Genomic DNA, 26,261 nt, shown 5'->3' on the forward strand with positions numbered 1-26,261 from the left:
TCTGACTTTTGAGCTTTTTTTTATTTTTTATGCTTCCATCTTTTGTGTGTCCATAAATAATATTCTGGTGCTTCGAGAATTTGCTTTTCGACTTCCTTTATATACATTTCAGTAATTTTAAAATCCTCAAAATCTTTAGGGTTATCAGCAAGAGGAAGAAAAGTGGCTTCGTAAAATCCTCTTTTTACCTTTTTAACTTTTACCATTATAACACTTAAATCGTATTTTTTTGCAAGCATTTCAGCACCGGTATGTACAGGAACTTCAATTCCCATGAAATTATTCGAATGAAAAATACGGTCTAATTTAGGCGACTGATCACTGGCTAAACCATATAAACTCAATACTCCGTCACGCTGGTTTTGTGCCATCAGCGGAATTGCATTTTTTGTTGAAATTAATTCGGTTTTGTATTTTGAACGAATTTTTCGAATCAGTTTGTCAAAATACGGATTGGCAAGTTTTTTATAAACAGCCACACCCTGAAAACCAATTTTTGGATTAATAGTCAAAAGCCATTCATAACTGGCATAATGTGATGCTACCAGAATAACGCTCTTTCCTTTTTTTGCATAATCTAATATCAAATCGATATTAGTAACATGAAATCTTCTTTCCATTTCTTTAGCCGAAATACTCATTGTTTTTATCATTTCTAAAAACATGTCGCACATGTGCTGATAAAATTTCTTTTCGATCTTTTTTCTTTCAGCATCGTTTAAATGAGGCAGAGCAAGAGCCAGATTCGTACGGACTACTTTTTTACGGTAGCCAATAATATAATACACCAAAAAATAGACACAATCTGAAAACCAGTAAAATATTTTAAAGGGAAGTATGGAAATAAGCCAGAGTACTGGGTAGGCCAAAATATAAACGAGAAATTGCATCTAACTTTTTTTTACAAAGATAAAATAAAAAAAATTCCGGCTTTATAATTTAGGAATTCTCTAACCTTTGTGGGAGATTGATTATATTTACAACTTACAATAATTATTATTTATGAATATCATTTTATTAGGGATTATCATTGCCAATGTTTTGATTAGTTATAAAGGTTTTAATGATCTTTATTTTTTTAGAAAATACGAATTTCATGTAGGAAGCATCAGATCGGGCGAGCAAATCAGGATGCTTTCATCGGGTTTTTTGCATGTAGATATGATGCACCTGGCTTTTAATATGCTGACACTTTGGTTTTTTGCACCGGTAGTTTTAAACTGGCTTGGTACATTTTCTTTTGTTTTGGTTTATTTTGGAAGTTTAATTTTTGGAAGCCTCCTAACCATGATTTTTCATAAAAATGATTACAGCTACAGGGCAGTAGGTGCATCGGGTGCTGTTACGGGAGTTTTATATTCGGCTATTTTATTGCAGCCCGATATGATGTTGGGGATCTTTTTTGTAATACCCATTCCGGCCTACCTTTTCGGAATCTTATATTTATTGTATTCTATTTACGGAATGAGGGCTAAAAACGATAATATTGGTCATACAGCTCATTTTGGCGGTGCTGTAGGAGGGTATTTGATAACATTGATAAAAGAGCCGTCATTGATAGCAGATCACAGTCTGATGACAATTTTACTCGCGATTCCTATTGTGATACTTTTTATTATGGCTAAATTAGGTAAATTGTAATGCTGGCATAACTTTTGGAATGCCCTTATCAATAATTTTAAATATAACAAAAATGAAAAAACTAGTATTATTTTTAACAATAGTGTTTATGACTATGTCTTACGGCCAGGAAACCAAACAAATTCCCCAAATCAATGTTAATGGAGAAGGAAAAGTAAAAATAGCACCGGATCAGGTTTCAATATCTGCGACAGTTGAAACCAAAGGAAATAATGCTAAAGATGTCAAAAAACAAAATGATGAAAAGATGGATGCAGTTTTAAAATTCATCAAAAAAATGAATATTCCAACCGCTGATTTCAGGACAAAACAGGTTGCACTGAATCCGCAGTACGATTATGAAAAGAAGAAAACAAGTTACAATGCTGTCCAGACAGTAGAAATTCTGTTGAAAGACTTATCTAAATATGATGAATTAATGGAAGGACTGGTTCAGCAGGGAATTAATCGTATTGATAAAGTTTCTTTTGAATCGTCTAAATTAGCACAACATCAGTCAGAAGCCAGAAAATTAGCTATGAAAGATGCTAAGGCAAAAGCAGAAGACTATGTTTCGGTTTTAGGACAAAAAGCTGGTAAGGCGTTTGTTATTTCTGATAATTCACAAATATATCATCCACAGCCAATGTATGCTTCTATGAGAATGAAAGAATCTGCGGATGCATTAGGAGCTTCAAATGAAACATTGGCAATAGGCGAAATTGAGATAACAGCTAATGTAAGCGTTAGTTTTATTCTGGACTAAAATATTTAAATTCCAATATTATAAAAACCAAATTCCAATTTAGTATTGGGATTTGGTTTTTTGTTTTAAGGCATTACTTTTTAGTGCTAAAACTCTATCAGGTTCACGATTTTAAAAGTAAAATAAAAAGACAGTTTTTAACTACATTACTGATTGATTTCTTAGCTTTGTCTTAAGCATCATAAAAACTTGTATCATGCCTATAATTGAACAATCAGAATATGATTTTCCTTCTGTAATTCACCGCAACAGACACATTTCTACTATTTATGCCGCTTTGTTCAAAAAGTTTCAGGTTCCGGCATACACAAGAGAAAAGCATGAACTGAATGATGGGGATTTTATCAATATTGATTTTATTATAAACGATGCGAAAAAAGCAGTTATTTTATGTCATGGTCTAGAAGGTGATTCACGCAGGACGTACAATAACAGCTGCTCGGCCTATTTTCTGCAAAAAGGATTTTCAGTTTTTGCATGGAACAACCGTACTTGTGGTGGAGAAATGAACCGTCTTCCCAGACTTTATCATCACGGTGCAGTTGATGACCTTGATGAAGTGGTTCAGTATGTTTTAAAAAAAGGATTCGAAGAAGTTTATCTCATCGGCTATTCGATGGGAGGAGTTCAGCTTCTGAATTATTTGGGCTGGACAAAAATCGATGAAAGAGTAAAAGCGGCCGTTTCGATTTCAGTACCTACTCATATTGCTACAAGTGCTGCTGTCCTCAAGCAAGGATTTAACAGAGTTTATTTAAAGAATTTTACAATTGATATTAAAAGAAAGCTGAAACACAAGGCGGCACAGTTTCCTGATTTTATAAATCGTGAGCAGATTGATAAAATTTCATCTTTTGATGAAGTTGACCAATATTTTACAGCACCATTACACGGATTTGCGAGTCGGGACGATTATTATGAACGTGTTTCACCGGAATTTTCACTTCAAAATATTACCATTCCGGTTTTAATTATCAATTCACTTGATGATCCTTTTTTAGGTGAAAGATGTTACCCCAGAACCATCGCTCAGAACAGTACTTATGTTTATCTGGAAACCCCCAAATATGGAGGACACTGCGCTTTCCCTATGCGAAATTCAGCCTATTCTTATGCAGAAAAAAGAGCTTACGAGTTTTTTGAATCGTGCAAATCAAATTGAATAAAAAGCATTATGCTTTTTTAAAGCTTGACTTGGCTTCGGGCAGATTCGCCTGTTGCAATTCACAATCTGACTGTTCAGATAGCGGATGAAGTTTAGTATTTTGAAATATGTTTTATTTTAAAAAAGTGCTACAATATCAATTTTCTCTGAATATTAAGAAAAAATTCTCTTTTAAAGTAGTTAAAATTATGTTTATGTAGATATGCCCCTCCTAATTTTCTGTATTACCCCTCCTGTTCTTAAAAGCAATATCTAAATTTGTGATGTTGTTTTTTTTATTTCTGAGCAGAATATGATATTTACAAATGTCTGTTAAAACGACTATTGATAAGATTAACCTGAAAATAGAATTTTAGGAACCTTAAATTTTTAATTCCCATTTATTAAAATAATTAAATGAAAAAAATTGTATTAGCACTTACTTTGTTTTTGAGTCTGCAAAATAATCATGCCCAGAATAATGAATGGGAAAATCCAAGAATACTTGACCGGGGAAAAGAAGCGGGGAGGAGTTCATTTCTTTTATTCAGTAATGAAGCCGAATTAAAAGGTAACAATCCTCAAAAGTCAGAGTTGTATCAGAGCCTGAATGGAATTTGGAAATTCAATATCGTTAAAAATCCCTCTCAAAGACCAACAGATTTTTTTACAATTGGGCTGAACGATACCGTATGGGAAAACATTACAGTACCATCGAATTGGGAGTTAAAGGGTTATGACATTCCTATTTATACAAATGTTGTTTACCCTTTTCCTAAAAACCCTCCTTTTATTGGAGGTGATTATAATCCGGTAGCAAGTTACAGGCGCACTTTTTCAGTCGCTGATTCATGGAAAGACAAAGAAATCATACTTCATTTTGGTTCTGTTTCAGGTTATGCCAAAGTATTTCTGAACGGAAAAAAAGTCGGAATGACCAAAGCATCCAAAACGCCGGCAGAATTTAACATTACTTCTTTTTTAAAAAAAGGAAAAAACTTAATTGCCGTTCAGGTTTTCCGATGGCATGACGGAAGTTATTTAGAAGACCAGGATTTCTGGAGATTAAGCGGTATCGAGCGTGACGTTTATTTGCAGGCAATGCCTAAAACAACTGTTTGGAATTATTTTGTAAAAAGTGATTTAGACAATCAATACAAAAACGGAATTTTTAATCTGGATATCAGTTTAAAACATTTCGAAAAAAATACAATTAAAAATCCGTCAGTGAAAGTAGAATTATTTGATAAAGAAGGAAAAACAGTTTATTCTGAAAGTAAAAAAGTAATCACTAAAGAAGTAAGAATTAGTTTTTCAGGTACAATTGAAAATGTGAAACAATGGACTGCAGAAACGCCAAATCTGTACCGATACACCATTACACTGCTGGATAATAAAGGGAAAACACTCGAAATTGTCTCAAAAAAAACAGGTTTTAGAAAAGTAGAAATCAAAAATGCTCAATTGTTGGTCAACGGAAAAGCGGTTATGGTCAAAGGCGTTAACATCCATGAGCATGATGATGTAAACGGGCACGTTCCAAATAAAGAATTAATGCTAAAAGATCTTCAGTTAATGAAGGAATTCAATATTAATGCTATCCGAATGAGCCATTATCCGCATGATCCCTATTTATACGATTTATGCGATGAATACGGTTTTTATGTAGTGGATGAAGCCAATATCGAAACGCACGGAATGGGTGCTGAATTACAAGGCGGCTTTGATAAATCAAAACACCCTGCTTATTTGCCTGAGTGGGCGCCGGCACATCTGGATCGTATTAAAAGAATGTTTGCAGCTGACAAAAATCATCCTTCAGTTATCATTTGGTCGTTAGGAAATGAATGCGGGAATGGCCCTGTTTTCTACGATGCATACGACTGGCTAAAACAAGCCGATACAACACGTCCGGTACAATTTGAACAGGCAGGAGAAAACAGAAATACAGATATTGTTTGTCCAATGTATCCCAGTATCAAAAGTATGAAAACTTACGCAGATGCCGACAAAAAACGTCCTTATATCATGTGTGAATATTCACATGCTATGGGAAACAGTAATGGTAATTTTCAGGAATACTGGGATATTATTCACGGGAGTAAACACATGCAGGGCGGTTTTATTTGGGACTGGGTAGATCAGGGTATCAAAACTAAAAACCCAGAAGGCAAAACATTCTGGGCGTATGGAGGAGATTTAGGAGGAGAAAAACTGCATAATGACGAAAATTTTTGTGCGAATGGTTTAGTATCAGCCAACAGGATTCCGCATCCGGGTTTGTTTGAGGTTAAAAAAGTGTATCAGGATATTCAGTTTCAGCTACAAAGCGAAAATAATCTGGTGATTAAGAATCGCTTTAATTTTACGAATCTCTCTAATTATATCTTTAAATGGGAATTGATAAAAAACGGAATAAAAACAAAAGAAGGGAAGTTTGATTTGGATGTAAACCCCGAACAAACAAAAGTTTTTAAGGTGAATTATGGCGAGCTGGACGGTAATTCAGAATATTTTTTGAATGTCTATGCGGTTTCAAAATATGATTCTCCTCTCGTTGGGAAGGGACATGAATTTGCCAGAGAACAGTTTGGAGTAGGAAAAAGTTCCTATTTTAAAAATAATACTATTTCAAAAAGTAATTCAAAACTAAAATACACTGTTAAAAACAATGTACTTTCTTTTGAAACAGAGTCAATTACAGGTGAGTTTGATTTGACAAAAGGAGTAATGCAGAAATACAATCTGAAGGATAATAATGAATCTATTTTTGCCAATTTCCCGACACCTTATTTTTGGCGGGCTCCAACAGATAATGATTTTGGAAGCGGAATGCAGAATAAATTAGTAGTCTGGAAAGAAGCATCAAAAAATCCGGTAATTGTAAGCGTGAATCTGGATAAAAAATCTTCGGAAAGTGTACTCGTAAAAGTAGCGTATAAATTAGCCGGAGCTGATGTTCCTTATACTGTAGAATATCTGATTCAGAATAATGGTTCGATAAAAGTAACTGCTGCTATTGATTTGAATGGAAAAGAGTTGCCTGAATTACCCCGTTTTGGCATGCGTGCAAAATTAGCCGGAGCATTTGATCATCTAAATTATTACGGAAGAGGCCCTTGGGAAAATTACGCCGACAGAAATACCGCTTCGTTTATGGGGGAGTATTCAGATGATGTGATAAATCAATACACACGAACATACATCCGTCCTCAGGAAGCGGGTTATAAAACAGATGTTCGTTGGTTAATGTTAAAAAACAAGAATGGTCAGGGCATAAAAATCGAAGGATTACAACCCCTTGGTTTTAGTTCGCTGAATATTTCGACTGAAGATTTGGATCCGGGCAAAACCAAGGCACAGCGACATCCCTCTGATTTGGATTTGGATTCAAAAGAAGCTGTTTACCTGCACCTGGATTACAAGCAAAGAGGTGTTGGAGGTGATGACAGCTGGGGAAGTTTGCCACATGATCCATATCGTTTGCTCGACAGGAAATACAGTTATTCTTATATCATTTCATTAATCAACTGATTTGACGTTTTATTTATGCAACGGAATGTCTTAGAGTTGTTCGTCGGTTTTTTTGATTTTTTTGCAAAAAATTATCATTATATTTAGCCTGAGAGGTTAGTTTTGAGAAATAAAATTCTTCTGTTTTTTTACTGTATTAGGTTTGCTCAAGATAAAGCCGTAAACTCAGTATATAAAGAGAAAAGGGGTTTTATGTGGTTTGGAACTTATGGAGGATCAGTTTGTTAGTTGAATTCTCAGTCCCCCGGCTATGACTCTATGTGTCTCAAAAAAATCCAACAGATTTAAAACAAACTTTTATACAGTGATAAATTTAGAATACACATTTTTTATTGCATGGATGGCTCTTTCATTCCTCAGCTGTAAAAGCACAGCCCAAAAGTCAGCCACAATAAAAGAATCAAAAGGAGAAATTATTTCGATTATTCATAAAGTCAACCATCACTGGCAGGAAACACATCCTGAGCCCGGCAATTCTTTTTGGCATGTTTCGGCCTATCATACCGGAAACATGGAAGCTTATAAAGTAACCCAAAATAAAAAGTATCTGGATTATTCCATGGCCTGGGCCGAGAAAAACCAATGGATGGGCGCCAAATCAAATGACAAGTCGGAGTGGAAATACAATTATGGAGAAACCGACAAACACGTTTTGTTTGGAGACTGGCAGATTTGCTTTCAGACTTATATTGATTTATACAATTTCACGGGAAAAAAAGATCCCCGCAAAATTGCACGTGCCCGTGAGGTGATGGAGTACGAAATGAGTACTTCAGCCAATGATTACTGGTGGTGGGCTGACGGATTGTATATGGTAATGCCGGTGATGACAAAGCTATACAACGTTACCGGCAACAAAATGTATCTCGAAAAGCTACATTATTACTTGCAATATTCGGACACTATTATGTACGATAGTGAATCAAAATTGTATTTCCGTGATGCTAAATATGTTTATCCAAAACACAAAACCACCAGCGGCAAAAAAGATTTCTGGGCTAGGGGAGACGGCTGGATTTTTGCCGGTTATGCCAAAATTATTCAGGATTTACCAAAAACGGCTAAACATAGAAAAGAATATATTAACCGTTTTAAAGACATGGCTCAGGCATTAGCAGCAGCCCAGCAAAAAGAAGGGTACTGGACAAGAAGCATTCTGGATCCAGAACATGCCCCTGGACCAGAGACCAGTGGTACAGCCTTTTTTACTTACGGATTTTTATGGGGTATAAATAATGGAATTTTAGATAAAAAAACGTATCTGCCTGTTGTAGAAAAATCATGGAATTACCTGATAAAATTCGCCCTTCAGGAAAACGGGACAGTTGGATATGTACAGCCCATAGGTGAAAAAGCAATTCCCGGTCAGGTGGTAGATAAAAATTCTACAGCTGATTTTGGTGTTGGAGCTTTTCTCCTGGCAGCATCAGAAATGTATCGTTATGTGAAATGATTTACTATCATTTTCATGCCATCATAAGGCAGTGAGTTCTGACAGCATTTTTTGTTTTTAAGCTGATTACTAATCTTTTCACAAAAGACTTATTTTTTCCTCTTCAAACAAATGTGTTTGATTAAATGATGTTCGAAACTGAAGAGGATACAATCAGAGTTTGTTTTTATACTTATGAGCATTATTTTTCAGTATTTTATGAAAAATGTTTTGCTATAATTTCGTGCACAATCCCTGCATTTAGTGTTTTTTGTCTGTAGTCTGCGATTTCTTTTATGGAGTCAGCTTTGGCTTTGTCTGCAGGATTGAAAGAACTGGTAAGCATTATTATTTTGATTTTTTTCTGCTGTTCAGCCGGTATCAGACTTTTATAGACATTAATGAATTCCCAACCATCCATAACCGGCATATTAATATCCAAAAATATTAACTCAGGTGTTGGACTTACTGTTTCTGCAGATTTGAATTTTCCTTTATTCAATAAGTAGTCAATCGCTTCTTTTCCGTTTAGTGCAACTTGAAGGTGGGTCGTTATGTTTGCTTTCTCAATGATTTTTTTATTGATAAAATTTGTGGCAAAGTCATCATCTATCAATAATACGCAGTTTAATTTCTTTTCCATTTTTAATAACTAAATTGTTCTCAGCTCCGTTATATATTTTAGTTAAATGGCAATGTCCATTTAAAAGTGCTTCCTTCATTATATTTTGATTCGACCCAAATTCTTCCATTATGATGTTCAATAATTTTTTTGCAATGGGACAGTCCAATACCTGTGCCCTGATATTCATTTCGATTATGCAATCGCTTAAAAATGACAAAAACTTTTTCCAGATCTTCTTTTTTGATACCGATACCATTATCAGCTACTGAAAACACCCATTTTTTTTCTTCCATTACGGCTGTTATTTTTACTTTCGGACTGTTTCCTTTTTTCCTGAATTTAATAGCATTGCTGATCAAATTCTGAAATAACTGCCTCATTTCAGTAGTATTAGCTTCAATTGTTGGCAGGTCCTGATATTCTATTGTCGCATTGCATTCATCAATACTGCTTTTCATATCCAAAATTACATCTGATACAATGGTATTGCAGTCAACTGTGCTCATTATTCTCTCTTTCCCAATTCTGGAATAATCTAAAAGCCCCTTGACCAGAAGCTGCATACGGGAAGTAGAACTACGAATAAAGGTTAAATAATGTCGCTGATCTTCATCCAGTTTTCCGGCCAGTTCTTCTTCTAATAATTCAGAACAATGACTCACAGTGATTAAAGGTTCTTGTAAATCATGTGATGCGATATAAGCAAATTGTTCCAGCTCTGTGTTTTGAAATTCGAGTTTTCTGTTTTTGGTAATCATTTCATCCTGCATCTGTCTTCGCTCATTAATATTTCTCATTGTTCCCTCTATATTTATTGGATTTCCTTCTTTATCATATAAAAGATGGGCATTTATGGAGAAATATAAAGGATTGCCTGAAGGATCATATAGCTGTACATCAAAATCAGAAATATGACCTTCTGTGTGTAATTTACTTAAAAGCAATTCTTTATTTTTTTTGTTGAAATAATAATCGAAAACCGGAGTACCCATAACTTCTGAACGTGGAATTTGGAAATTTTTTTCAAATGAAGGGCTCACATCAATCAGAATCCCGTCGATAGTTGTTTTCATGTACACATCCTGGATATTTTCATAGATAGAGCGAAATTTTTCCTCACTGATTTTCAGGTTTTCTTTTGCTTCAATCCTGTCTGATATATCGCGGATAGAACCCACGATATATTCCGGTTCACTGTTTTCGTCATAAATAATCATGGCATTGACAGAAACAGTATATATTTTAGAATTGACTATTATTTGTACGTGATGATTTTTTATTTCTCCGTAAATTTTCAATTCTTCCAGTATGTGTACCCTGTCTTCAGGATTATAATAAAAGTCAGCAAAGTCGTTTCCTATAACTTCTTCCTGTTTGATATCAAAATAGGAGCATGAAGGGCTAATGTCTATAATTTTTTTATCTTTTAGAGACGCCCTAAAGAACACATCACGGACACTTTCAAAAATAGTACGGTATTTTTTTTCGCTTTCCTTAATTTTTTCATTGGCTAATGCTATTTGCAGCTCAGTTTTTTTCCTTTCATTAATGTTGCGCATAGTCCCTTCAATGTAAGGCGGAACATCATCATCGTTATAACGTAATTTGGCATTAACTGAAAAAAACAAGATTTCTCCTTCGGCGTTAGTAAAACGCTCTTCAAAGTCGCTTACTTCTTTTTCTAAAATAATAGTTTGGTAAAATTTATCGCCATCACTACGATCATAATAAAAATCATTGAAATTTTTTCCTATAAGTGATTCCCGGTCGATATCCAGATGTTTTTTTACTGATGGGCTGACTTCCAGTATTATACCGTCTAAATCCCTTTTAAAATAAATATCTTCAAAACTTTCATAAATAGAACGGAATTTCTCTTCACTTACCTTCAGGTTTTCTTCAGCCAGTCTTCGCTCTGTAATATCCCTAATGGCTCCTACTGCAAATTCAGGCTCGCCGTTTTCATCATAAATAATTGTGGCATTGATTGATACATAAAATATTTTGCCTTTTATTAATATTTCGTTGTTAAAGTCAATAATTTTTTTCTGCGCTGCAACTTCATTGAACATTAATAACATTTGAGTATTATTATTATATATGCTGGACATTTTCTGACCAATCAATTCTTCTCTGGTTATCCCATTGAAATACCGGCACGAAGGGCTTACGTCCAGTATTGTTTTTGTTCTCAGATCTGTTTTGAAAAACACATCATGAATACTGTCAAAAATCAATCGATAATTTTCCTCGCTTATTTTTAAATTTTCTTCAGCAACCCTGCGCTCAGTAATGTTTCTTAAAGCACCTACTAAATATTGAGGTTTGCCTTCGCTGTCCCAAATTAATTTAGCATTGATGGACACATAATAATGCTGGTCCTTTATAATGATTTCATTGTTATAATCTCTGATCTCATGTTCTACCGCTATTATTTCTGACATTTGTTTTAATTGTTCAATATCAGGATAAATATTATAGATGGATTGCCCGATAAGTTCTTCTCTTGTGATATTAAAATAGCTGCATGAGGGACTTACATCTAATATAGTATCAGTTTTTAAATCAGTTTTAAAAAAAACATCCTGGACATTTTCAAATAAGATGCGGAAGTCCTGCTCGCTTTTTTTAATTTTTTGATGTTGTTCCCTTATTAATAACTGATTTTTTTTCCACTCATCCAGACAGCGTACAGAGCCTTCAAAATGGGAAATATTTTCTTTTTCGTTCGAGATTAATTTTGCAGTCATGGCAAAGAAACTAGTCTGGCCATTTTTTTTAATCAGTTCGATTTCATAATCTTTTACTTCGCCATTTACAATTAGTGCCTCCATTAGTTTTTTACGATCATTTTGGTTCACGTATAAATCCCCCATATTTATAGAGAGCATTTCTTGTCTTGTATAGCCTAAATAATCAAAGATAGAAGGACTGACTTCAAATAATTGACCTTTCATATTAGACATAAAATAGATATCCATAACATTTTCGAAAAATGATCTGAATTTTTCTTCGCTTATTTTTAAGTTTTCCTCTGCAACATGATTTTCAAATGATTTGGACAAAATATTCACTATGGATCCCAATAGGTGATCTTCTTCAGGTAAACAGCTGTCAGAATGGTGTTTTTCAAGAAAGCTGCCAATTTCTAATATGCCATATTCTTCTTTATTGAGTGTTAATTTTTTCCGGATATACCAATTTGTTTTTTGGTCTTTAGCAATATATTCCTCTCCCTGTACAATGATTCTGCAATTCGTAGTTTCCGGAAACTGAAATGCATCCGGAATTGTTTTTACACAAGCGGCAATCATATCTGACATTGAAAATGTATTGTTACTCGTAATTTCAAAAATATTCTGCAGACAGGTTATTTCTTTTATACGTTCATTTAGAAAGCAGTTGTTTTTTTCTAACTCAGCCTCGTTTAATTTTTGTCTGGTTGTGTTTATAGAAATTGTACTTATTCCAATAATAATATTATTTCTGTCTTTTATTGGCGATATAAAGCTATTCCAATAGTTCCCAAGATGATTTTCCTGCTGATCTTCTACTGTATGAATGTTTCCGTTTAAAACATGTTTGTAAATTTTCTCTGCATTTTGTTGTGCCTCCGGATCAGTGATATATTCAAATAAATTACCGCCAATTTTGATTTGATGCCCATACAATTCCATCATATTGTTTTCATGTGTTGAATTGAAATTGATATAATTAAGGTTGGTGTCTAAAGTGAATATACTAATGCCGTTAGGGCTTTGAATGGTAGCCTCCAGAATGTTTTTTTCGACATTAAGTTTATATTCGCTTTCACTTAATTTATCAGTTTTGCTTCGTTTTTCTTCCAGTATTCCATGCAGAAATATAATGGAAACCAAATTCACAAAAAGAAAAAGCTGCAACATTGAATAGGTATAAGTCTGATTATTACCAGAGCTGTCTAAAAAAGCGGATGTATAATATAATGAGATGATGGTCACTAATAAAGCGATAAACGTTATGGTTTTCAAGTTAAATCGATATGCTGCCCAAACAAGGAAAAAAAAGATCACTGATTCATTGTGTGCATTAGTAGTAAAAATAAATACCGAAGCAATAACTGTAAGTAAAGTCAAAATTATGGCTTCAGTTATCTTATTCCATTTCCACCGGGCACTTTCGTTGCTTTTGTAAAGCCATGAAAGTACAAAAGGAGTAAACAGCACAGCCCCCAAAACGTTAGAAATAAATAGATTACTCCAGATCATTATGAAATTAGTCATACTGACATAAGGAGTGGCTACAAGCAAAATCACTCCACAAGAAGTGCTAAGGAAACTTCCAGTCAGACACGAGAGCGTGAAATATAAAACGTTGGTGCCTTTTTTAAATGGGTATTTACTTTTACACCACAATTGTATTGAATAGGATACTATTGCAGCATTTAAGCAAATAACGAGTGACCTGAAAAAACTAATAGATAAAAACTTTACTACATCTTCAAAAGTTTTGGCGTTTCGAACATAAGGCTCAAAGAACCAGAATGAAAAAACGAAACTTCCTAATAATACTCCAGGTATCGCTTTTCTCCTGAAAACAATAATTGCAGCTATACTAAAACCAACGGCAGGGAAGAAGGGAGCTATATCTGTTTGAGGAATAAATACTAATCCCGATGTTGCGGCAATAATGACATATATAACTGCCGTGACAATCGTAATTGTAATTTTCGAATTTAAAAAAGGTATTTTATAATATCCTGCTTCATTTGCTTGTACACTCATCTTTGCTTTTTTTTTTGAAATCCGATTTGTTCATTTAGCGTTTGAAAAACATTTCCGAAGATGAAACTTTATATTTAAATAAAGCACTTTATCGGTTAAATATGCATTTTGGCGACACAAACTTATACCAAATATTTATAATTCAATTCATTTATAATAATTGTTGTTTATGATTTCTTTAGTGACAGTTCAGTATCTTTTATGTTGCAAATTATATAAAATTCAGTAAATATTTTTCTACTTGGGTTGGAACGTATATTCGTTTTTGGATGGCGCCTGAATGATATTTTACAGGACACGGGAAAAGTATTTTACGTTAAGTTAAGAATTTTTTTTAAAATTTCTTCTGCTAATATATTTTTTGGCTGACTAATGTAAGATTGTGTTTTACCTTGTTTGTAATTAACAAGAAATGAATTAATTAGCTTACAAGTTCATTAATAATGATTAGAAATATATATATCGCAGTTATAAATTCTAATTTTACAAAATACAAGTGAAATTTTGTAAGCATGAGACTCTTATCAATTCTATTTTTGATTAGTTTAATTCTTAAATAAAATATCATGAAAACTACAGAAACTAAAAAAGCGCCCGCTAAAAAAACTCAGGGAGCAAAAACGCAAACCACAGGCAAAGCTGTAAAAGCAAAATCTAATGCAGCAGAAGGTTTAAGAGAATTATTTATAGATTCTTTAAAAGACATCTACTGGGCAGAAAAAGCTTTGACAAAAGCACTTCCTAAAATGGCAAAAAATGCAACTTCAGAAAATCTGATTACAGCAATAAATGAGCACTTAACCGTCACACAAGGACAAGTTGAAAGATTAGAGAAAGTTTTTGAACTGATTGGAGAAAAAGCGGCTGCGAAAAAATGTGACGCAATGGAAGGTCTGATCAAAGAAGGGGAAGGTATAATGGAAGAGACTCAGGAAGGAGCTGTAAGAGATGCAGGTATAATTGCAGCGTCACAAAAAATCGAACACTACGAAATCGCGTCATATGGAACGCTGGCGGCATTTGCCTTAACACTAGCTGAAGACGAAGCTGCAGCATTATTACAGCAAACTTTAGAGGAAGAAAAAGAGGCGGATACTTTGTTGACAGAAGCGGCTTACAATACTATTAATTTTGATGCTTCAGAAGAAGATGAGAAATAAAAACAGAGTATGTAATTCATTGAAAAACCTGTAATCAGAATAAAATTGATTACAGGTTTTTTTATGGATTTTAAATGGAATCAGGGTATATAGCATATTGCGGTAATATTATAAGGGCAAGTGATTAACCAGCAGTAAGCTTTTATGCAGTATTTGCGACACTATCCCAAAAAGTGTGTAATTTATTAAAGGCGTAGTTCGGATGTTTTTTTTTTTGTGTTTTTACCAGCTTATGCGAACTATTGAACCGCCGGGAAAATCAAATTTTAAATCTTTATTTGGCCGAATTTCCTTGTAGGAAGATTTTTCTTTGAGTTCCACTTTTAATTTAGCAAGTACAGATTTCTTAATTCCTGGAAACGTTAGTTGTGCCGTATAAAGCGGATCGCCTCCTACGTGAAATGAAACTGTTTTTTTTACGAATCGAAATTTTAATGCCGGATAATCCAGAAAACCGTATTGCTGAAGATCTTCAATCATAAAATATTGTCTGGGAATAACTCCAAACGGCATCCCTGAGCCATAAACTTCCTGTCCGACCCCGCCGGATTTTTCCCAGCCGTCATGAATGTCCTCAAGAGGAACCCATAAATCTTTTTGGATTTCGCCCGTTTTTACCTCTTCATCGATCATTTCGCCTGGAAGCATAGGAGGGTAGTAGTAGGCGAGTCTGCAAGCAGCATATTTTATAAATTCGGGAATTAGTACTTTAAGTGATGGCAGAATATCGATGCCTTCTGTTACCTCCATATAATGATGCAGAGCTGCATATACTTCAAATTCTTCATAAGCAGCAGTATAAGACGCATCACTTAAAGGAAAAACAGAAAAGAAGGTTGGGAAATTTTTACCATATCCATATCCGCATTCCCAAAGCTGTACATTTTTAAATATTCCCGCAAGACAGCAATAACTAAGTTTAAGATATTTTTCATCATTTGTCTCCCGGTATAACTCTGCGAGTGCTCCAGCGGTGAAAGCGGTATTATTGGCCTGATAAAAAATATCAAAACCCAGGTTGTCTAAGCTTTTCAAGGCTTTAACAGCTTCACTAAGAAAACGTTTTTCTCCGGTAAGTTTATAAGCCATTATCATGATGTGGGCATACGATCCCGGAGCATCTTTCTCGCCGCCTTTTCCCGGTGAAGTTTCGGCTTTGATCACCTCAAGTGTTGTCATTTTGTAAAAAACCGGCCACTCATAATTGAAATGCTTAGCTACTTTAATAACATAATCTATAGAGTCCAGAAATAGTTTCTCGGCTGCCTTGTCGCCTCTGTGAGCCAGACGGGATAAGTTTAACATAGGATGATGCAGATACCATGAATCCATTACCATTTCCTGTTTTTGTTCTTCCGATTTATCCAGATTACCTACACGTTCCGGATGCCACCTTACAACAGTTTTAATCCTTTCATCATAAAAATCAGCAAGATTTTTGTTAAGAGTATCAAAAAGAGGATGCTGTGTACCTGACCATTCCAGGTATTCATGAAGAGGAAGCATTACGGCAAGCTGAACCATAATTTCTGCAGGAGTTTTGTAATCGCCTGCATAGGCAGTGAGAAAAGAGGAGCTCTTTACCATTGTCCAGCATGCTTTATTCATATTAAGATCGTTCAGTACATTATCTGCTATCGAAAGCCAGTCCTGATATACAGGTTTAGGTTTAGGAATATACTTATATACTGTTGCCAAAGCATCGAGGAAACTGGATGTTATTTCAGAGTCTTTTTTCACAATATCATCGTACAAAATTACCAGTGCATCTGATATGATATATTCAATTCCTGCCGGTATTGGTTTTATTTTATTAACAGGAAATTGAAATCCTATTTCGGGCCAATCGCCCCCTACGGATTCTCTGACAGTAGTTTCAGAAGCTTCACAGTAAGAAGACATCGCAGTAAGATTCTGAAAATAAAATACAGAACCATTTTTGGGCTTTGTCATACTGAAATACAAATTACCTGATCTCGTACCTACTTGTTTCGCATGTATAATTCCTGAAGTATTTTCAATTCTTCCATCAAAAGTAAGGGGAACGATATCACGTGGCCAGTAAGGTATCAGGAATGAAAAGTGACATTTGAAACTAGTAGTGTATCTAAATAAAGGCGGGTTGCTGCCGGGAAAAGATATTGTTATAGTGTAACTGGCTAATCGTGTAGAGGTTTTAATTGTTATATTCCCGGGATTTCTTTCTACAAAGGTATCTTCAAAATCGCTGTTCATCCCAAAAGCAAGCCTGTAGGCTATACGTCCGGCATCCGGGCATTCTGTTGTTAGCCAGATTGAGTCTCCGGTATTATAGAAACGTAATTTATAATGTGATAATGTTGTTTCAAAAATAACTGTGCCATTGTCAATATCATCCTGTACAGTTGCAGTCCAGGGTGTAACGGGATTGATCATAATAAAATTAATTTAGTAATTAATTTGATTTTTTATAAATCTACCTCAATTTTTCACCGCGAAAATTGCTTTTTAGTTTAACAGCATTGAATTTTGCTTTTCTAATGCACTATAAATATCTTTTACATCTTGTGAATTCTCTTTTTGTAAAATCAAATTTGCATTATCTGTATAAACAAAAATAGTATTTCTGAGTCCCAGAAACGTCGTATGTTTTTCGCAGCCAATTACCATATTGCCGTATTCATCGACAGGATGATTCCCTGACAGCAAATAATCATAAACAGCTTCGAACGATCCCAAATCTGACCAGGAAAAAGAGGCAGGGACTACCTTTATTTTTTTGCTGTGTTCCATAACGGCATAATCAATACTAATTGATGGAATTTCCATTGACAAATCGTAATCGAGAAAACCGTGAGTGTTTGCTTCCCAGGCTTTTTTTGCTTTTTCATAAACCTCAGACTGAAATTTTTTGAGTTCATCTAAAAGTACACCTGCTTTAAAGCAAAACATCCCGCTGTTCCATAAAAAATTTCCCCTAGACATAAATTCCCTGGCAGTAGCTTCATTTGGCTTTTCCCGAAAAGAAACTACATTATCACCCTGAGCTTCAATATATCCATAACCTGTTTCCGGTTTAGTTGGTATAATGCCAAAAGTCACAATATAACCGTCATTTGCTTTTGATACGGCATTTTCTATTGCAATATTATAATCGATCATTCCGTCTATAATGTGGTCAGAAGGCGTAACGATTAAAATATCATCAGGTTTTGCTGCAAATGCTGCAAATGCAATAGCAGCTGCAGTATTTCTGGGTGTAGCTTCTACGATATTTAGATATTGCGTATTGGTTTTATTCATCACTTTTTCACTCAAATGGTGATTGTCAGCATTTCCAACAACCATTACGTTATCAGCCAAATGGCTATTTCGGTCAACAGTCATCTCAAAAAGAGATTTTCCATCAAATATTTCCAAATATTGTTTCGGACGGCTTTTGCGTGACAAAGGCCATAGTCTGCTTCCTACTCCGCCGGTTAAAATTACGTGTATCACTGAATTCTGTTTTTCCATGGTGCTTAAATAATAAATCTTAAACTATATTTAGTGTAGTGTTTCTGCCCCTTGCCGATTTTTAATGTGCTTTTACCACTAAAACGCAAACTCGTTTTTTAAAGCAGTCTTGCTAATAATCTATGCCAAATATAAAATTTCGTTATATGGAATTTTTTACAGAATTTTCGTTAATGCTTATATAATTTGTTTTATTAATCACTGCTTAAACAGTTTATTATAAAAGTTAAAATATTAATATACTGGGAATTGTGTAAGTTCTGAAAGAAATTAAATACTTTATAGTTTCTCATCATTTGTACTTTTATTGTAAAATAATGTTTATTAAAAAAATTAAAGTTATGGCAGAAATTAAAATTGAAAAAAAGAAGCGTATATGGCCATGGATTGTAGCAATCCTGTTAATCTTTGCACTTGTTTACTATGTCTTTTTGAGAGACAATGCGACGCAGAGTGGTAATAATATGGAAATCGAAAACACGATTGACACAGACACAGTAAATTAAAATGTTTCTGTAAGAAAAAATTTAGGAAGAAATAATTTTAATATTTGAACAAATATGGAAAAAGATAGAAATTTATACAGACTGGATGAGCTTTCTGATTATAAGATTGCTTCAAACTATTCTGACGTACGAGGATGGAAAATAGTAGATGCTGATAACAGAACCATTGGCAAAATTGATAATCTCTGGGTTAATAAAGATATGCAGCGCGTTGTTTATCTTGATGTAAATTTAGATAAAGCCTTAATAGAGGACAGCCGAAACGAGATACATGATGCCCTGGCAAATGACAATGGAAAGGAGTTTATCTATAAGGATGGCAACAGCCATATTATTATTCCTATTGGATCAGTCAGCATCAATAAGGATACAAAAATCGTGATGGCCACTAATATTGACTATAACACATTTAGAAGAACAAGCAGATACAACCAACATCATAATTTTGACAGAAATTATGAAAGGTCTGTATTTAGGTCCTATTACCCGGATGATACTTCACGTTTTGAGTCAGATAGCGATGATGATACTTTTTACAAACGCAGGGAGTTTGACAACTACTAAATGCAATTTTGATATAAACAGAACCCTGAAAAGAATAATTAAAATTTCTTTTCAGGGTTTTTTGTTCTTGTCAATTCTTGTAATAACTAATAGTCTTTATCATCGTCTTCATCTGCTTTTTCTTCATCTAAAGTTCTTCTGTCAGCATCATTACCAAAAATATCATCCTCATCATCATTTTTGAGATCTTCATCTAAATCCTGAGCAATTGGTGCATTTTTTTGAAAGAAGGGATCAGAGGTGTCATTTTCCTTTTTGTGATCAGCTGATACATTATCGTTATCATCATAGTATTCAGGCATATGTTTATGTCGATGTGACTCATCCTGATGCTGGTTGATTGCAGGATCTTTTTTTTCCATAATTTCTGAATTAATCGAATCGCTTGCAGAATGATCCGCCGCGTGGTAACTAAAATCTTCCTGATCGTAGTTATCATAATTTTGTCTTGACATAATACTTAATTTTTGTGTGTTAATAATTAAAGTTTAGAAAGCTTCGAAGGATCTGTTGTTTCTTCGATGGTTTTGCCTTCACTATTGTTTTTATTTTCTTTGATATTATTACTATCCGTTTCTGAAAAACCTTCTCCGATAGCTAAGTTTCTGATTTTTTTAATGATTATTAAAATTGCTAAATGTGTTAAGAATAATTTTATATAATTACGCCGAGCATTTATATAATTTGCTTCAATTTTCATTTTAATTATTTGTTAATAAGTATGTTATGTGTTTATTGATAAGAAGAAATAATCAGTTTTTTAATTTTTGAGATATAATTTTAAGTTTTTGTATTTTGTCTGAAACCTGAGTTAATCTGAATAATTTGGTCTGTATAAAGGACAATTAATAATTAGATAAAATTGAAATTTTGAAAAGGTTAAATAAAATCCTATAACCCTAAAATTAAATCATGTTGTATTTTCAGGTTTTTGAAAATCAGTACATTAACAAGATTTGATTCTTATATACATGCTTCATTATGAATAATAGAAATGAACATTCAGTTTCCCTCAATGTCAACGGACGGCATTACCAGCTGGACATCCAGCCATGGGTTTCACTGCTGGATGTTTTGCGGGAACATCTGCACTTTACCGGTACAAAGAAAGGATGCGACCATGGACAATGCGGTGCCTGTACGGTCTTGGTGAACGGTAAAAGGATCTTGAGCTGCCTGACATTAGGAGTGATGAAAGATGGTGCTCAAATCACAACGATCGAAGGAATTTCTAATGGCGAAAACCTGCATCCTGTTCAAAAAGCTTTTATAGAACATGATGCTTTTCAGTGCGGTTATTGTACTCCTGGCCAAATCTGCAGTGCTGTAGGAATGTTAGGCGAAAATAAGGCTCAGACCAGAGAGGAAGTTCAGGAACTGATGTCCGGAAATCTCTGCAGATGTGGTGCCAATAAAGGTATCATTGATGCCGTCATGGCAGTAAAGGAAGGAGGTTATAATGAATAATTTCAATTATATAAAAGTTTCAAACATGCCGGATGCCATTACCGAACTTAATGGCGACATCAGAAATAAATTGGTCGCAGGCGGCACTAATATAAATGACCTTTTAAAATATTTTATCACTAAGGCAGATAAACTGGTAGATATTAATCCAATTAAAGATTTCAATTCTATTTTTCGCCTTGAAAATGGCGGAGTGAGACTTGGTGCACTTCATACCAATGCTGATACAGCTTATGATCCTATTATCGAGGAATGCTATCCTTTGCTTTCAAAAGCGATTCTGGCAGGAGCTTCAGCGCAGATCAGAAATATGGCGACCAATGGTGGAAATCTCCTGCAGCGCACAAGATGTTATTATTTTTATGATATCAATACGCCTTGTAACAAACGTGATCCGGGTTCCGGGTGTTCTGCTATCAACGGATACAACAGGATACACGCCATTTTAGGGCAAAGTGAAAGCTGTATTGCCGTTTTTCCTTCGGATATGTGTGTGGCACTGGCTGCGTTGGATGCCGTTGTCAACATTGATGGTCCGGAAGGAGAGAGGACATTGCCTTTTGCCGATTTTCACAGGATTCCCGGCGATACTCCTCATATTGATAATAATCTAACTTACGGAGAAATCATTTCCGGTATTGATATTCCTAAGAAAGGATTCGAAAAAAACTACTCTTACCTGAAATTAAGGGACAGAAGTTCCTATTCTTTTGCACTGGTTTCAGTTGCGACGGCACTTGATATAGAGGACAGTACTATTAAGGAAGCACGCATTGCTTTAGGCGGTGTAGCCCACAAACCCTGGCGTGTTATCGAAGCAGAAGATTTTTTAAAAGAAAAACAACCAAGCCGGGAAAATTTTGCTATAGCAGCAGATATTATTTTAGAGGGAGCAAAAGGATACAAACATAATTCGTTCAAGATTGAACTTGCCAAAAGAGCTATTATCAGAAATTGCATAATGGCACTTAATCCGGAAACGCAGCGTCCTGGCGCAAAACCTTCATTATGATTAATTTTAATTATTAGAAATGACTAAATCAGAAGTGATAGGAAAGCCAATCAGCCGCTTGGAAGGTCCTTTAAAAGTTACCGGTCAGGCCAGATATGCAGGAGAATATGAGGCATCGGATTTACTATATGGCTATGTGGTCAACAGTACTGTAACCAAAGGTAAAATTGCAGTAATAGACACTACTGATGCCAAAATGCTGGATGGGGTAGTGGAAATTTTCACACATGAAAACAGACCGTCAACTGCCTGGTTTGATATTCAGTATGCAGATATGGATGCACCTCCCGGAACAGTTTTTAAACCTTTAAAAGATAATGAAATAAAATTCAACGGTCAGCCTATAGCTTTAGTAGTAGCAGAAACATTCGAAATGGCAAGATATGCTGCAACGAAAATAAAACTTGCTTACATAGAAGAGGAATTTGAAACGGATGTAGAATCTAATTTGCATAAGGCACGGGATCCTAAAAAAGGACTGGCTTCCATGCTAAAACCGCCACCGCCGAAACCAAAAGGAGATTTTGAAGAAGCTTACCGGAATTCGCATGTGCAAAGTTCAGGTGAATTTAAACATGGAACAGAACATCATAATCCGATGGAGATGTTTGCTTCAACAGTTATTTATGAAGGCAGCAAAAAACTAAAAATTTACGATAAAACGCAGGGAACTATTAATTCACAGCTGTATGTTGCAAATGTCTTTGGTTTAAAAATGAAAAACGTTCAGGTTATTTCTCCTTTCGTAGGAGGGGCATTTGGATCCGGACTCAGACCGCAGTACCAGCTTTTTATGGCTGTAATGGCATCACTGGCCCTGAAACGCAATGTCAGGGTAACTCTGGACCGTGCACAGATGTTTACTTTCGGACACAGGCCGCCAACAATTCAGTACACCAAATTTGGAGCAGACGAAAACGGAAAAGTAAATGCCCTATACCATAAAGCAGTAGCTGAAACTTCTCAGTTTGAAGACTATGTAGAAATGGTTGTCAATTGGTCAAATATGCTTTATCCGGCCGAAAATACGTTGTTCGAAAGCAAACTGGTTCCGCTTGATGTTTATTCGCCATTGGATATGCGTGCTCCCGGAGGAAGTACCGGCATGCATGCGATAGAAATTACGATGGATGAACTGGCTTATAAATTAAATATAGACCCGCTTGAATTTAGACTCATTAATTATTCTGATATTGATAAGAGTTCAGAGAAAGAATATTCGAGTAAAGAACTCAGGGAATGCTATCTCCGGGGAGCAGAAAAATTTGGATGGTCGAAAAGAAATCCCGAACCCGCAAGCATGAAACGCGGCAATAAACTTGTTGGATTTGGCATGGCAACAGGAATTTGGGATGCTAACCGGCTTTTCGCACGTGTTGAAGCGAAAATTTCAATCGACGGAAAAGCAACATTAAAAAGTGCTGTTACAGATATCGGAACGGGAACACTCACTGTTATGAGCCAGATTGCATCAGATGAATTGGGAATGGATTTAGAAGATATCACATTCTCTTATGCAGACAGCGCTATGCCGTTTGCACCTATCCAGGGCGGTTCTTTTACAACAGCAACAGTTGGTACAGCAGTTCAGACAGCCTGTATTGCACTAAAAAAGAAAATAGTAAAAAAAGCCGCTTCGCTTAAGGATTCATTCGTAAGCAATGCACCATTCGAAGATATTATCTTTAGAAACGGATTTTTAATATCAAAGCAGAGTCCGGAATATAAAATCAGTATCAAAGAAATTTTAGAAAAATTGTCGCTTGAAGAAATAAAAACTACCAATATGGCAATGCCCAATCCTCTAACCCAGGGCAAAAAGGCCAAAGCAGTACACAGCGCTGTTTTTGTAGAAGTAGAAGTAGATGAAGAATTGGGCGTTATTGAAGTCAAAAGGGCTCTCACAAGTGTAGCAGCTGGCAAAATCATTAATCCCAAAACAGCAGAAAGCCAGATTTTAGGCGGAATGATATGGGGTATTAGCAAAGCATTACATGAAGAAACTATCACAGATCACCGCTTCGGGAAATATATAAATCCGAATCTGGCAGAATATCATATTCCGGTTCATGCTGATATTAATGACCTGAGTGTCATTTTTGTAGAAGAACAGGATGAATTTGTAAATGATTTGGGCATAAAAGGAGTAGGGGAAATTGGAATTGTAGGAATGCCGCCGGCTATTGCAAATGCAGTATACCATGCAACAGGAAAAAGGATAAATGATCTCCCCATCCATTTTGATAAACTGCTCTGAAAATAGTTTAATTCAAATTCTTATTAATAAAATAAATTATGAAAGCACACATTAATTCAAAATATATAATCCTTATGCTATTTTTGGTGTTATTATTTTCATGTAAAAATAATATAAGTGGAGGTGTAGGCAGTGACGGAAAAAGTCTTGACTCTGTAGGAACGAATACCGACACGACCACTATCAGAAGAGACACTTCAAAAATATTAAAATAGAGAGCTTTAGGTCTGTTTTTTACCACTTATCAAATTTTGTGTTCCATTGTAATGAGATTTTCTGTTCCACTGTAATGAGAGCATATTGATGATGATTTTCCAGAGTCACTTATTTAACCAATGGAAATTGTATAAGAGTAATCGAAAATTTTATGACAGAAGCGTTTTCCAATATTCATAATTTTGCTTATACAAATTTATTAATTTGTAATTAATGATATTTTAAAGACGTTACAGTGCAGCAGTTTAGTACTGTTATGTCCAATTGTAAAAGATTTTATGAAAATGAAAACCAATAAAAAATTTAAAAAATATAACTTCAGCTTTAGTAAATCCAGAAAAATAAAAGACACAATTATTAAAGTAATGGTATTTTCAATTGTCACTTTTATTGCCATACTACTTATATCTGAAATTCGATAAAAGAGAATAAGTAACATGGCGACCCCTTATTATTTAAATTCGCTATTTGCCGGAACAGAAAGAGCATATTGTCCAAAATTCATTAGAATCCCATTATAAGGTAAAAATGAATTTTGGACTAAATTTATAAAACTAAGGTTTAGAAAATTCTAAGCTGGATCTTTTACCAATTAATAGCAATGCCAAGCCTATACCTAATCCTGCAAATAACGCTACACCTAAATTCTTTGCTTTTTTTGACGGCGGATTTCCATAAACGCGTAACGGTTCCTGAGATTTTGTTAGAACATTTCCGGGGTTTTCCTGTTTATCCTCATTGTGTTTCATTTTTACCCTAACGGCTGCAGAGGCAGTGTTTATTATAGCCTTTGGAAATAATTTATAGGTACTCGTAATTGCAGCGGCTCTAAGATCAGGAAATACATCTTTACGCGGATGCTTAACCAGATCAACCATTTTAGCTGCTGTATCGCGGGGATCAGAGGCGATAAAAGGAATTGTCATGTTGAATCCGGAGTATTTGGCAGAATGCAGATTACCGGTAGAGTTTTGCAATTGAGGGTAAAGATTGCAGATATGAATATGTTTCCTGTTGGATATTTCGCCCTGAAGGCATTCCATCATTCCTTTAATCCCAAATTTGGAAGCAGAATAGACAGCACTGTAGGGTGCAGGCATAAATCCCCCAATTGAAATATTGTTTATTAAGATTCCTTCGTTTTGATTTTTGAATATTTTGATGGCATTGTAGGCTCCGTGCATATATCCGAACAAGTTGGTTTTTATCACTTGCTGGTGGATTTCCATTGGAATTTCTTCAAATTTACCACTTGCCATAACTCCGGCATTGTTCACCCAGACATCAATTTTTCCGCTTATTGATATAGCTGTTGAGGCAACTTTCTCAACTTCTTCAGCAATTGAGACATCTGCACTGATTCCAACTGCCGTGACATTGAGTCCCTCACAATATGTTACTATTTCATCAAGACCTTTTTTGCCTCTTGCCACAAGAACTAGATTATAGCCCTCATTAGCGAATGCTTCTGCTGCTGCCCGGCCAATACCGCTGCTTGCTCCAGTTATCACAACAGTTTTCTCTGCAGGATTGTTACTGTGTATTTTATTATTTTCCATGATTGTTACTATTAAAAATTTTATAGAAGTTACTAAAAATAACCGCTGCTTCAATTAAGTTTAGGAAAACTTTAGTTTCTTATTTCAGGTATAGGGGATTCATAAAGAGAATTGTATTAGAAATTTTTAGCATTAAAAAAG

The 26,261-nt window shown here is 34.9% G+C and carries 20 protein-coding genes; 12 read left to right on the forward strand and 8 right to left on the reverse strand.

Annotated elements, in window-relative coordinates; translation table 11 throughout:
- Positions 1-20: 20 nt before the first annotated feature.
- Positions 21-890, reverse strand: coding sequence for a lysophospholipid acyltransferase family protein (locus tag GXM17_RS00055; protein WP_163397254.1), 870 nt, complete (start codon positions 888-890; stop codon positions 21-23).
- Between the two features lie 112 nt (positions 891-1,002).
- On the opposite strand from GXM17_RS00055, the gene GXM17_RS00060 reads away from it, so the two are divergent.
- The 5 genes from GXM17_RS00060 to GXM17_RS00080 all read left to right on the forward strand — a co-directional run bounded on the left by GXM17_RS00060 (position 1,003) and on the right by GXM17_RS00080 (position 8,517).
- Positions 1,003-1,641, forward strand: coding sequence for a rhomboid family intramembrane serine protease (locus tag GXM17_RS00060; RefSeq protein ID WP_163397256.1), 639 nt, complete (start codon positions 1,003-1,005; stop codon positions 1,639-1,641).
- 52 nt (positions 1,642-1,693) lie between these two features.
- A complete protein-coding gene (locus GXM17_RS00065; protein WP_163397258.1) occupies positions 1,694-2,386 on the forward strand; it encodes an SIMPL domain-containing protein in 693 nt (230 codons plus the stop codon).
- A gap of 196 nt (positions 2,387-2,582) precedes the next feature.
- Positions 2,583-3,548, forward strand: coding sequence for a YheT family hydrolase (locus tag GXM17_RS00070; RefSeq protein WP_163397260.1), 966 nt, complete (start codon positions 2,583-2,585; stop codon positions 3,546-3,548).
- Positions 3,549-3,947: 399 nt separating this feature from the next.
- Positions 3,948-7,064, forward strand: a complete 3,117-nt coding sequence (gene lacZ, locus GXM17_RS00075; RefSeq protein WP_163397261.1) for a beta-galactosidase, LacZ type — start codon at positions 3,948-3,950, stop codon at positions 7,062-7,064.
- Between the two features lie 304 nt (positions 7,065-7,368).
- On the forward strand, positions 7,369-8,517 hold the full coding sequence (locus tag GXM17_RS00080; RefSeq protein WP_244307287.1) for a glycoside hydrolase family 88/105 protein: 1,149 nt from the start codon (positions 7,369-7,371) through the stop codon (positions 8,515-8,517).
- Positions 8,518-8,713: 196 nt separating this feature from the next.
- Here GXM17_RS00080 and GXM17_RS00085 read toward each other — a convergent pair whose 3' ends face one another.
- Together GXM17_RS00085 and GXM17_RS00090 are read right to left on the reverse strand one after the other, a co-directional pair.
- Positions 8,714-9,139 (reverse strand): response regulator, encoded by a 426-nt coding sequence (locus tag GXM17_RS00085; protein ID WP_163397262.1) that lies wholly within the window; start codon positions 9,137-9,139, stop codon positions 8,714-8,716.
- Between the two features lie 38 nt (positions 9,140-9,177).
- Positions 9,178-13,884, reverse strand: coding sequence for a PAS domain S-box protein (locus GXM17_RS00090; RefSeq protein WP_163397263.1), 4,707 nt, complete (start codon positions 13,882-13,884; stop codon positions 9,178-9,180).
- Positions 13,885-14,450: 566 nt separating this feature from the next.
- Here GXM17_RS00090 and GXM17_RS00095 point away from each other — a divergent pair.
- Positions 14,451-15,044: a YciE/YciF ferroxidase family protein gene (locus tag GXM17_RS00095; protein ID WP_163397264.1), complete on the forward strand. Its 594-nt coding sequence runs from the start codon at positions 14,451-14,453 to the stop codon at positions 15,042-15,044.
- Positions 15,045-15,266: 222 nt separating this feature from the next.
- Here the strand turns inward: GXM17_RS00095 and GXM17_RS00100 are convergent, their stop codons facing one another.
- Together GXM17_RS00100 and GXM17_RS00105 are read right to left on the reverse strand one after the other, a co-directional pair.
- A complete protein-coding gene (locus tag GXM17_RS00100) occupies positions 15,267-17,459 on the reverse strand; it encodes a hypothetical protein (RefSeq protein ID WP_163397265.1) in 2,193 nt (730 codons plus the stop codon).
- Positions 17,460-17,531: 72 nt separating this feature from the next.
- Complete coding sequence (locus GXM17_RS00105) at positions 17,532-18,539, reverse strand: mannose-1-phosphate guanylyltransferase (RefSeq protein WP_163397267.1); 1,008 nt, start codon at positions 18,537-18,539, stop codon at positions 17,532-17,534.
- Between the two features lie 341 nt (positions 18,540-18,880).
- Here GXM17_RS00105 and GXM17_RS21535 point away from each other — a divergent pair, with 341 nt between their 5' ends.
- Complete coding sequence (locus GXM17_RS21535) at positions 18,881-19,045, forward strand: hypothetical protein (protein ID WP_167522102.1); 165 nt, start codon at positions 18,881-18,883, stop codon at positions 19,043-19,045.
- A 54-nt stretch (positions 19,046-19,099) separates the two neighbouring features.
- Positions 19,100-19,609 (forward strand): PRC-barrel domain-containing protein, encoded by a 510-nt coding sequence (locus GXM17_RS00110; protein ID WP_163397269.1) that lies wholly within the window; start codon positions 19,100-19,102, stop codon positions 19,607-19,609.
- Positions 19,610-19,695: 86 nt separating this feature from the next.
- Here GXM17_RS00110 and GXM17_RS00115 read toward each other — a convergent pair whose 3' ends face one another.
- Together GXM17_RS00115 and GXM17_RS00120 are read right to left on the reverse strand one after the other, a co-directional pair.
- A complete protein-coding gene (locus GXM17_RS00115) occupies positions 19,696-20,064 on the reverse strand; it encodes a hypothetical protein (protein ID WP_163397271.1) in 369 nt (122 codons plus the stop codon).
- A gap of 26 nt (positions 20,065-20,090) precedes the next feature.
- On the reverse strand, positions 20,091-20,309 hold the full coding sequence (locus GXM17_RS00120; protein ID WP_163397272.1) for a hypothetical protein: 219 nt from the start codon (positions 20,307-20,309) through the stop codon (positions 20,091-20,093).
- A gap of 281 nt (positions 20,310-20,590) precedes the next feature.
- Here GXM17_RS00120 and GXM17_RS00125 point away from each other — a divergent pair, with 281 nt between their 5' ends.
- The 4 genes from GXM17_RS00125 to GXM17_RS00140 are packed head-to-tail and all read left to right on the forward strand — an operon-like array spanning position 20,591 to position 24,560.
- Entirely contained in the window at positions 20,591-21,076 is a 486-nt protein-coding gene (locus GXM17_RS00125) for a (2Fe-2S)-binding protein (RefSeq protein WP_163397273.1), read from the forward strand.
- Positions 21,069-22,088, forward strand: a complete 1,020-nt coding sequence (locus tag GXM17_RS00130) for an FAD binding domain-containing protein (protein WP_163397274.1) — start codon at positions 21,069-21,071, stop codon at positions 22,086-22,088. Before GXM17_RS00125 ends, GXM17_RS00130 begins: the two co-directional genes overlap by 8 nt.
- A gap of 19 nt (positions 22,089-22,107) precedes the next feature.
- Positions 22,108-24,345 (forward strand): xanthine dehydrogenase family protein molybdopterin-binding subunit, encoded by a 2,238-nt coding sequence (locus tag GXM17_RS00135; protein ID WP_163397275.1) that lies wholly within the window; start codon positions 22,108-22,110, stop codon positions 24,343-24,345.
- Between the two features lie 38 nt (positions 24,346-24,383).
- Positions 24,384-24,560, forward strand: coding sequence for a hypothetical protein (locus GXM17_RS00140; protein ID WP_163397276.1), 177 nt, complete (start codon positions 24,384-24,386; stop codon positions 24,558-24,560).
- A 555-nt stretch (positions 24,561-25,115) separates the two neighbouring features.
- Here GXM17_RS00140 and GXM17_RS00145 read toward each other — a convergent pair.
- Positions 25,116-26,120: an SDR family NAD(P)-dependent oxidoreductase gene (locus GXM17_RS00145; protein WP_163397277.1), complete on the reverse strand. Its 1,005-nt coding sequence runs from the start codon at positions 26,118-26,120 to the stop codon at positions 25,116-25,118.
- Positions 26,121-26,261: the final 141 nt, after the last annotated feature.

Source organism: Flavobacterium fluviatile (genome assembly GCF_010645065.1).
GTDB lineage: Bacteria > Bacteroidota > Bacteroidia > Flavobacteriales > Flavobacteriaceae > Flavobacterium > Flavobacterium fluviatile.